This window comes from Microcoleus sp. AT8-B5 (assembly GCF_036705565.1).
Classification (GTDB): Bacteria; Cyanobacteriota; Cyanobacteriia; order Cyanobacteriales; family Microcoleaceae; genus Microcoleus.
Genome location: NZ_JAUBUY010000054.1, coordinates 34,632 through 42,002, shown reverse-complemented (window position 1 = coordinate 42,002; position 7,371 = coordinate 34,632). Strand labels below are relative to the sequence as shown.

The window sequence follows — 7,371 nt, the reverse complement described above, 5'->3', positions numbered from 1 at the left end:
GGTTTTTAGCTGGCATTTTTGTATATATTGATTAAACTCATTTTTTATGATACCCTATTTAAAGGCACAACAGCTTAGCACTTAACATCAGGAATTGCAGTTTTTGAGAAGAACCTCCGCGCTCGTCTACTGCCAATTTTAAGCGGCGAATTAAGCTAGCCATGTTAGCTCCGTAAACTCCGTTAAAAGTGTGAGCTTCATCTAGGACAATATAGCGGAGGCGACTTAAAAAATGCTGCCAAGGCTGACTCCAGTGAACGCCTTTCAGCGCATAGTGAATTAACTCTGGTGTGGCGGTGATTATGCTAGGATTTGCAGCTAATAATTGTTCTCTGGTTTTGGGAGGAGTATCCCCAGTTAAAAGGGCAAGGCGCGGGCGCGCAGGCTCAGGAATCAGTTGGAGCAAATCGGCAAGTTTTTGACTTTGGTCGGCTGTTAAAGCTTTCAAGCCATAAATAGAGAGTGCAGTAAATTGATGTTGGAGAATGCCCTCTAAAATAGGCAAGTACGCACTTAAAGATTTGCCAGAAGCTGTTGCTGTGCTGAGGATGACATCTTTGCCCTGGCGCACGGCTTTGAGTGTTTTAATTTGGTGCGAATAAAGCTGTTGAATGCCTTGGCTGTGCAAAGCAGAAATTATTGAAGGCGGCAAGTCTTGAGGAATTTTGTAGAGCTTAGGAGTTGTAGCAGTCGCGATTGTCTGATAAATAACCTCTTCGCCTAAAAACTCACACAAATCGGCTGTTGCAGTTGGCTGCAAATGGCTTGCTTCTGGGAAGTTATTTTGGTGAAAATCATGTCGGGCTATTAGTTGGGAAAGAAGGTTGATATAATTGGGAGGCATTGGTCACTCTATGAATGAATCTTTTCTCTCTTACTACCGATAGGTAGGAAAAAGAACGAGAGAAGAAATTAATAAAAAAACTGGGAGTCGGACTGATTTTGGTAGCAATTATGGGTTTGGGTTCAGGAACCAACAAAGCGGTAGACTTCCACCTCACTGCGCGATTACAACGAGCTAATTACACTTCTCTGTCAGTAGTTGTTTTAAGCGTTCGGCCACTGCACCAATCAACACCTTCTTGCGTCTAGCTGGAATCCAAATAAAATGGTATCTAATAAGCGTTACTGATGTAATCTTTAGTCTGTATTTATCTTGCATATTGATTGTCGTTAAGTCGTCAACATCTACAATAACCTCGTACAATAATTTAAGGAGGTGGTGCAATTTGCTTTTAAGCTTCAAATACAAACTTAGACCTAATCAGCAGCAATCCCAAAAACTAATCCAGTGGCTCGATATGTTGAGAGCGAATTACAATTGGTGCTTGCGTGACAGGATTGATGGTTGGCATCAGCAGTTTATTTGCGGTGATTATTGCGACTTGAGGACTCAGGTAGAAATAACGCCTTTGACTTGCGGTATTACTAAAGGAACCCAACTCGCCAACCCCTGGAAGGAGGGCGGCGGTAAAGCCCAAAAAGAAGGATATAAAGATACATCTCCTAAGCGGTCAGCATCATTAATGCAAGATGCAAATCTGCAAGAGTTAAAAGAGGCAAGACCTTGGTATCAAAGTATTGATATTGGAGTATTGCAGTCAATTCCAGCCAGAGTTAATGAATCCTTTAATAAGTTTTTTAAGGGCGCAGGGTTTCCGAAGTTTAAGCGCCGTCACGATTTCAAATCGTTTAGCTACAAACCAGGAAGAATCAAGATTAAAGGTAACAAAGTTTACCTCCCTAAAATTGGGTGGCTGCGTTTCTACAACTCTCGCCTTATCCCCGAAGGATTTGAGATTAAAACCGTAACCATCAGACAGAAAGTTGATGGATGGTATATCTCGGTCAGGATAGAAAACAAAGATATACCAGGCTTCCCAGTAATTCCAGATAGTGAAATCAAAACTATCACTGGCTGCGATATGGGGTTAGGTAAATTGGTTTATCTCTCTGATGGCAGCGCCATTGATAATCCGCGATTTGCTACCCACAAGAAAGCTAAGCGTTTGATGCGAATCAGACAGCGACGGGTTAGCCGTAAGCAAAAAGGTAGTAAGAATCGCAGTAAAGCTCAACTTAGAGTGAGCAAGCTGCACAATAAAATTCAACAGCGTCGCGAATCTTACCAGTGGGATGTAGCTAATCGGATTATTAAAAGATCCGATGCAGTTGTAGTTGAAGATTTACAGATACAAAACATGATGAAGCGGTGCAAACCTGTTAAATCTGAATCTGGTAGATTTCTCCCCAACGGTCAATCGGCTAAACGTGGTTTAAATAGTTCTATCGCTGATGCGAGTTGGTATGCGTTAACTCAAAAACTTGAATATTTGGCTGTGAAGTCAGGCAAGAAGCTGTACCGAGTTAACCCAAGGCATACCAGTCAAACTTGTAGCAAGTGTAAGCATATTGATAAAGATAGCCGCAATGGTGAAAAGTTTATCTGTACCAATTGTGGGCATATTGATGATGCAAATTTGCAAGCTGCAAGGAATGTGAAAGTTAAGGCGATAGAAACCTACAAGTTGAATATTGTCAAAAAGATTAAATCGAAAATGGTACGGCGGGACTCGTCGAAACCAGTACAGTTGAATCTCTTTGAGGTTGAATTATACGAACGCTCGTCAGTTAACACGCTGCCTTTAAAAGGCAAACGGCGTGTGGGCGAGAACCCACAGGGTAAGCAATTGTCTCTTTGGGATATTTAGAGCGAAATCTCTAAAGAATCCCATCCCCTTTAGGGGTGGGAGTGTCAAAGATTATCCACTACCTCCTGTTGAGCAAATCTTGGGGTTTCTGGTTTGGATGATGCAGGAAAGATGAGCTGCTATTAAACAGAAATAGCAACCTACTGCTGCAATAAATAAAGTCAAAAATAGTTTGACAAATTCATTAGGATTTACGCACAATGTCCATATATGATGTGAATGTAGGGGCAACCCCCCGCGGTGCGCCCCAACATCGTTGCGTAAGCCCTAACTACACTTAATTAGTTCTGGACGCATAAACTCTATCTGTATGGTACACCGCCGCCCACCTTACCGATACTAATAGTGTTGCAAAGCAGTTTTTGCCTCCAAGATTGTTAATGAAAGACTGCCGAATTAACTCGGCAGCGCTTTCCTGTTATTTAAGGTGAGTGAGTTGAGTGATGCTGAGCAAAGCAGGCAACATCGAGTCAGGCTTATCTCCTGTTTTGAGAGCAATTTCTAAATCCAACAAAATGGAGAGCGATCGACTTAAGAAGTTCGCAGATACTTCCTTAACCTCCTGCTTAAGGAAATACAGCCGTTTGGGGTTACTAATTCCGCACATACTAGCAATTTCGCTATCAGAACGTTGTTGGTCGGAATTGATAGTAGCTTTTACCCACAGCCAAGTTTTAAACTGAGTTTGGAGAGTGGCAATAATTGCTAAAGGAAACTCTGCCCGAGATAGCAATTCATCAAGCACCTTAATAGCCGCCACTGCTTGACCTTTTAAAAGAGCTTCGGCAAGTTGAAAACAGTTGGCTGTGGTAGCTGGAACGAGGATTTTAGCAGCTTCTTTGGTAATGCGATCGCCCGCAGCATAAATGGCTAATTTCTCTAGTTCACTGACTCTTCTAGCAGAATCGTTGCCAATCGCTACCGCTAGATAACTGACAGCATCTCTGGCAATTGAGAGATTCATCTGTTTAGCAGTAGCAGCGATCGCACTTTCAATCAAATCAGTACGCCAAGGAGGAATGAGAGTAAACTCCTTAAGTTTACCAAACAGCAATAAATGCTTGACTACCTTGAGCCGTTTGTCGATAACAGCAGCAGTGAAGACTAAGTGCGTTGTAACAGGTAATTGGGGCAAAATTTGCAGCAATTCTAGCCCCATTTCTCCAAATTGCTTGAAATCGCAATTTTCAACGACAATAAGTTTGTTTCCTCCGCCGAAAGGAACTGAAGCAGCAGCAGAGAGGGCTGCATCCAGGGAAGAAGCATCGAAGCGGTGGATGTTGAAATCTCGCCAGAGAGGATGAGTTTGAGTCTTAAAATTTTCAACTTCTCGTTCAATTGCGTAGGTGTCATTCCCAATTAGGATGCTAATCATGCTGCTAACTCCTCCTGTTGTTTGACAGTTACAGTAACAGAGCGGCCTAAAGCTTTAGTAACGATCCGCTGCACGCATTCAAGGTGACTCTGAAACTTGTTGGCGTATTTTCTTTCTACTACTAACACACATGAATCAGCAGAAAGTTCGGCAATTTGAGCGCGGTTTAAGAGGCTACGATTGCCTGGTTTCGCTGCTGCTACTACTTGCGCCCAAGTTGTCTCAAAGTCAGGAGAATATGCCTCTATTTTTTGAGGGGTTTTATCAAATTTGTCGGGCTGATTAGATGGGAAAGTTGCCGGCAATCGCATTTCCTTGGCTACAGGTTTGCTTGACAGCATCAAGTTCAGCAGGCAAACTTCTAACCACGTAGCTGCATTGGTGCTAGTTCTCAATTGAAATTCTGATTTCTGCAATTGTGCACAAGCCGCATCAATTGTTTCAAAATCGAGATGAAGAGCGAGCGAGCGCAGTTGTGAGTAGCCTACTGGCCCTGCAATTAAATTCTGGCAGTGGCGCGTTGATTTGACAATGAGCAAATCTCTCATTGCTGCTAGCAAGCTGCTGAGAATAAGTTTAGGGGTTTTGCCGCTGTCAATGAGCGTTCTCGAAGATTGCAGTACGCTTAAGGTATCGGCAGAATGAATGGCTTTGAGAAGGGCGATCGACTCTTGCTCGCTGATGCTGCCAGATACTTCTGCAACTTGAGTTAGGGTAATCTCTGAGTTTAGCAGTGAAAGCTGAGAGAGTAATTGCAAGGCATCTCTTAACCCTCCGTCGCAGGTGCGAGCGATCGCCCGCATCGCCTCACTTGCGATCGCAATAGATTCAGTGGAGCTAATTTTGTGCAATTGTCCGACAATAGCATCAACTGACAAGGCTCGGAAGTTAAAAGTTTGGCAGCGGGAGATAATTGTCGGCAGGACTTTATGTGCTTCAGTCGTACAGAGAATAAACACCACATGAGCCGGAGGTTCTTCAAGGCATTTGAGGAGAGCATTTTGAGCGCTGGTACTGAGTTGGTGGCACTCATCTAAAATCCAGATGCGGTAAGGGCTCATCGCTGGCGCAAAGTTGCTGTGTTGTATTAATTCTCTGGCATCATCTACGCCATTGTGAGAGGCAGCATCGATTTCAGTTACGTCTAAGCTTGAACAGGAGTCAATGGTTTTGCAGCTTGAACATTCCCCGCAAGGAGTGGCGGTTGGCTTTTTGTTATTCAAACAATTGAGTGATTTAGCAAGGATGCGAGCGGTTGAGGTTTTGCCTGTTCCTCTGGGGCCAGTAAACAGGTAAGCTTGAGCAATTTTGTCGGAGGTGATGGCATTGGTCAAGGTGGTTTTGATGGTGTCTTGACCCACTAATTCTTGCAGGTTTTTGGGTCGGTATTTGAGGTGCAGTGGTTGGTACATTTTGAGTCGTTAGAATACTTCTGGTAACTATTCCCCGATAGGGGAGGCGTGAGCCGTGCCTGAAATTAAACTCATATTTTTTGCAGGAGAGGGCATCAAATTTAGATGCCACTCCCACATGCACGACTATTCTTGCGGAGCGACAATATATTCGCACTCCTTAGCCTCTGTACCCGACGCAGGCGTTCCAAACGGTGCAATCAGTAGGGGAGTAGTAGGAGTTGCCATTAACACCCGCAAATCAGAGCTGGAAATCGCTTTGGCTGTATCAATCAAATAGCGGATGTCGCACTTGAGACAAAACTCACAGCCCCAGAGTTTAGCATCAACTGTTTCAGTTCCTGAACTGAGAGTATTGTTGAGTGATGCTCGCAATTGTTGGGCATCTAAATCGAATTCTAAAATAGCTGTTAGGTGAGACTTGTCGCTGTGAGAAGCTAACCTCTCTAAGGCTTTTAAAAAGCTCAGCCTCTCAACCACCACTTGATGGCTAAATTCAGGTCGATAGGGAGCGATAATTTGGTCACAAACCGGATATTGCCCTTCTAGCAACTTCGTGGTCAACCGCCAATTATTCCACTCGAATGCGACAAAATTACTAGGTTGCTCTGGCAAACCTTCATAGTAAATCGTAACTTTGTCAGCAGAATTCAAAGAACGCTCCAATAACCGGAGTACCTTAGCAGGGACAGTAAAATTAACTACTTGACTGCTCAAAAGATGGGAATTGCTGCTTTCGTTCAATCCTAAAACCATTGCTACCCGATGCCCATCTGTCGTCCAAACTCTCAGTTGATCGAGTCCTCTGTCTGCGTCGTGACTGAGTTGAAAATTGCCTCCTGTTAAAATGCGTTTGTTTTCCTCAGAACTTACAGCAAATAAGCTAGCTTTTAGGACAGAAATTAATACGCTAGCAGGAAGCGTTACAAGTTTCTGTTGAACGCTGGGGATAGCCGGAAATTCGTCCGCAGCTAGCCCGCGAATGGCGTGCTTGCTTCTTGACGCACTCAGAGTGGCACTGACTGATGGAACGTGGCTTCCTTTAATAATTTCAGAAGAACTCTTTAAGGTGAGGCTGCCGTTAGGAAATTTTCCCAGAATGTCAGCAAGTATGGGTGCGGGGAGGGTAAGCTTTCCAGATTGATTGACATTCGCACCAAAGCTCACTTGCATTCCAAATTCTAAGTTGTAAGCAGTCAGATGCAAATGTTGAGTTTCTGCATCAGCTTCAATCAAAATATTGGACAAAATGGGATGGCTGCTATTGCTGGGAATGATGCCTTTCAGGGCTTGTATATAATCGTTGAATTCTCTTGAATTGCAGGCAACTTCAATAGCTGATGGGAGAGGAGAAGGGGAAGGCAATATTGCCTCATTTGAGAATGTTTCTAGAGAAGAAGAATCGACTGCTGGAAGTTCTGCAAAACTCGTGCAAGTTTGCAAGGCTTCTACTTTTTGTGGAGAGATTGTTAAGGGTTCGCAAACCGAGTCAGTTTCAGTTGTTGGTTTGACTGATTTCTTCACAGTTTTGGCAGAATTACGTGCTGTGGCAGTCGAGCGTTTTTTCTTAACTGTTATCTCCAAATTTTCCTCTTGAGGCGGTGTTCCTGTTAGTCGAGATTTTGCCATAATTAGCCTGGTGTCAGGGGTGCGATTGGCCGCTGCGGTAGCAGCACTTATTCAGGTTGTTGAGAAAGAGGAGTGGGAAGGGGAAGGGGAAGGAGAAGGAGAAAGAGAAGGAGAAGGGGAAGGAGAAGGGGAAGGAACCCACGCTTAAAAGCATAGGATTGAAGGGTAGACATTTTGTATCTAACTCGGTGGGTATCGATACAATTATTAATTTTTTTAGCGTTGCTATCAACCCAAAACTAAA

The 7,371-nt window shown here is 43.8% G+C and carries 7 protein-coding genes; 2 read left to right on the top strand and 5 right to left on the bottom strand.

Annotated elements, in window-relative coordinates:
* Positions 1 to 58: 58 nt before the first annotated feature.
* Positions 59 to 844: a DEAD/DEAH box helicase gene (locus tag QUB39_RS25925; RefSeq protein ID WP_333211876.1), complete on the bottom strand. Its 786-nt coding sequence runs from the start codon at positions 842 to 844 to the stop codon at positions 59 to 61.
* Positions 845 to 1,018: 174 nt separating this feature from the next.
* The gene (locus QUB39_RS30690) at positions 1,019 to 1,162 is read right to left on the bottom strand and encodes a transposase (protein ID WP_445243121.1); all 144 of its coding nucleotides are present in this window, start codon (positions 1,160 to 1,162) and stop codon (positions 1,019 to 1,021) included.
* Between the two features lie 67 nt (positions 1,163 to 1,229).
* Between QUB39_RS30690 and QUB39_RS25920 the strand changes: the two genes are divergently transcribed.
* On the top strand, positions 1,230 to 2,711 hold the full coding sequence (locus QUB39_RS25920; protein ID WP_333058552.1) for a transposase: 1,482 nt from the start codon (positions 1,230 to 1,232) through the stop codon (positions 2,709 to 2,711).
* A gap of 418 nt (positions 2,712 to 3,129) precedes the next feature.
* Here QUB39_RS25920 and holA read toward each other — a convergent pair whose 3' ends face one another.
* From holA to dnaN, 3 genes are all read right to left on the bottom strand, one after another.
* Positions 3,130 to 4,086: a DNA polymerase III subunit delta gene (holA, locus tag QUB39_RS25915; protein ID WP_333058553.1), complete on the bottom strand. Its 957-nt coding sequence runs from the start codon at positions 4,084 to 4,086 to the stop codon at positions 3,130 to 3,132.
* Positions 4,083 to 5,498 carry a DNA polymerase III subunit gamma/tau gene (dnaX, locus tag QUB39_RS25910; protein WP_333211874.1) on the bottom strand — a complete coding sequence of 472 codons (1,416 nt, stop codon included), beginning with the start codon at positions 5,496 to 5,498 and terminating at the stop codon, positions 4,083 to 4,085. The genes holA and dnaX overlap by 4 nt, the downstream gene beginning before the upstream one ends.
* A gap of 126 nt (positions 5,499 to 5,624) precedes the next feature.
* The gene (gene dnaN, locus QUB39_RS25905; protein WP_333211872.1) at positions 5,625 to 7,127 is read right to left on the bottom strand and encodes a DNA polymerase III subunit beta; all 1,503 of its coding nucleotides are present in this window, start codon (positions 7,125 to 7,127) and stop codon (positions 5,625 to 5,627) included.
* 10 nt (positions 7,128 to 7,137) lie between these two features.
* Here dnaN and QUB39_RS25900 point away from each other — a divergent pair, with 10 nt between their 5' ends.
* A complete protein-coding gene (locus tag QUB39_RS25900; protein ID WP_333240807.1) occupies positions 7,138 to 7,275 on the top strand; it encodes a hypothetical protein in 138 nt (45 codons plus the stop codon).
* The last annotated feature ends 96 nt before the right edge of the window (positions 7,276 to 7,371 follow it).